At 57.2% G+C, this 1,707-nt stretch carries 2 protein-coding genes; both read right to left on the bottom strand.

Annotated elements, in window-relative coordinates; all coding sequences use genetic code 11:
- Positions 1-166: 166 nt before the first annotated feature.
- On the bottom strand, positions 167-991 hold the full coding sequence (locus ABLA76_RS18060; protein ID WP_348988963.1) for a TIGR03749 family integrating conjugative element protein: 825 nt from the start codon (positions 989-991) through the stop codon (positions 167-169).
- A complete protein-coding gene (locus ABLA76_RS18055; RefSeq protein WP_348988962.1) occupies positions 988-1,644 on the bottom strand; it encodes a PFL_4703 family integrating conjugative element protein in 657 nt (218 codons plus the stop codon). The genes ABLA76_RS18060 and ABLA76_RS18055 overlap by 4 nt, the downstream gene beginning before the upstream one ends.
- Between the last annotated feature and the right edge of the window lie 63 nt (positions 1,645-1,707).

The following is a 1,707-nucleotide window of genomic DNA, read 5'->3' as shown; positions in this document are numbered from 1 at the left end:
GCCACCGACACCCAGCGCCTGTAACTCCTCCGGTGACAGCGTGGCCAGTACATTATTCTGCGTCGTACCGGGCGCGGCACCTTCCGTTGAGCTGCAACTTTTGATGCCAATAAACCCGCCGATAACCAGCACTGTCGGCACCAGTATTTTCACCAACGCATTGGACTTAACCTCCATGACGGCCTCCCGGTTTCACCGATGCCGGCTCAGGGATAAAGGCATTATCCGGCAGCCCTTTTGTGACGAGGTACAATACCGTCGTATCCTCCGGTGACCCCGTTTCACCCAGCCAGCGATGCTGGAACGTGGCGGCCACAAACTGCCCCTGTAATGCTCGCGGGTCGAGGGGGATAGTGCGTTTGGCCGTATTGCGCAGTTTCAGTGCGATGACCGTGTGAGGGTGTAATCGCCAGCCTGCCAACGGGGTAACCGCAATCGTCTCTGACGGGTAAAGTGTCGTGATGGACGAGGGCAGATGCAGATTCACCGGCTGGATGCCGGTAACCGGCTCGACGGTACGAAACGGGGCATACAGTTGCTGCGCGGCATAACGGGTTAAGGCGACCGGAACGGGCACCAATAATTTGGCGTTGCTCTGCTGTTGTGATTTTTCAGTCGGAAGGGGGTGTTTTTCAGCCGGGTAAACAATACGCACGGGTTCCGTTGCGCCCGTTTTACTCGCGGTGATATCCAGTAAAATGATTTCACCGTTTTCGCTGTCCTGCAAGTGCAGGCGGGTTGGCGGGAAAGTACTGTTAGCTTTCAGGTACACCGCCCCGCCGGCACTTTGTACCCGCAACTTATCACTGAGTGACGGCGGCAAACCGACACGGACATTCCGCTCAGCAAAAATAATGCGTTCCTGCCCCACGTTGAGTGAGATGGATAATGGAATACGTTCCCATGTCATCAGCTCATCAGCCTGTGTGCCGACGCTGAACAATAACAAACTGACCCATCCCAGCCAGCGGCCAAATGACACTCTGCTCATTGAAATACGCCCTTTTTCTCTGCCAAAGGTTGTGGCATGGCTTCCAGCCGCTGGGGCATTCCGTCGTAACAGTCCAGTGCCAGCCCGAAGGGATTACGCTCGGCATCGCCCTCCCAGCGCACCACTTTCAGCGGATAACGCACCCGTGCCCGTTTAACCGGTTCGGCGTGATAGTATTCATCGGCCACCAAATCCAGCCGGACTACCCAGTTATCCCGGTCACGTACCGTCACACTGCGCGTCCCATAGCCCCGGCCGGGAATTTCATACACCACGCGCACCCGGTCGAGCAGCTCACCGCTGTCAGCCCGGGTTCTGGCATCTTCACGCAGAAAATCCTGACAGGCCGGCGTCAGATAAGGGGAAAGCGCATAAATTTTCGCCGGATAGTCCTGTGCCCCGTTTTTCGGCCAGGCATTCAGTTGCTGGAAAATATAAAAGGCAAAGCTGTAGACACTGGGGGCGGGGATTTCCCACCACGGACGGGTGCTGCCGGTGCGTAAGTCCGGCGGATGATGGATGGTAAGATTGCGTGGTGAAGCCATCCAGCCCGTCAGACTCAGCAGCAAGACCAGCACTAAAATGCCGCACGCCACTCGCAGGGTCAGAATATGCTGATCCCGGTTTTTCACCGCATGACGAAACCGGCTCATCGCGCTCTCCTGCTTCGGCGCAACGACCAGCCCCGGGCGGCCATAATCAAGGCCGGATCACCG

The organism is Xenorhabdus sp. SGI240 (assembly GCF_040081915.1).
Lineage (GTDB): Bacteria > Pseudomonadota > Gammaproteobacteria > Enterobacterales > Enterobacteriaceae > Xenorhabdus > Xenorhabdus bakwenae.
The sequence above is the reverse complement of the archived record's forward strand: the minus strand, read 5'-3'. Positions and strand labels throughout refer to the sequence as shown.

Coding starts and splice junctions, on each gene's coding strand:
- ABLA76_RS18060 (WP_348988963.1), bottom strand. CDS start 991: ATGAGCAGAGTGTCATTTGGCCGCTGGCTGGGATGGGTCAGTTTGTTA.
- ABLA76_RS18055 (WP_348988962.1), bottom strand. CDS start 1,644: ATGAGCCGGTTTCGTCATGCGGTGAAAAACCGGGATCAGCATATTCTG.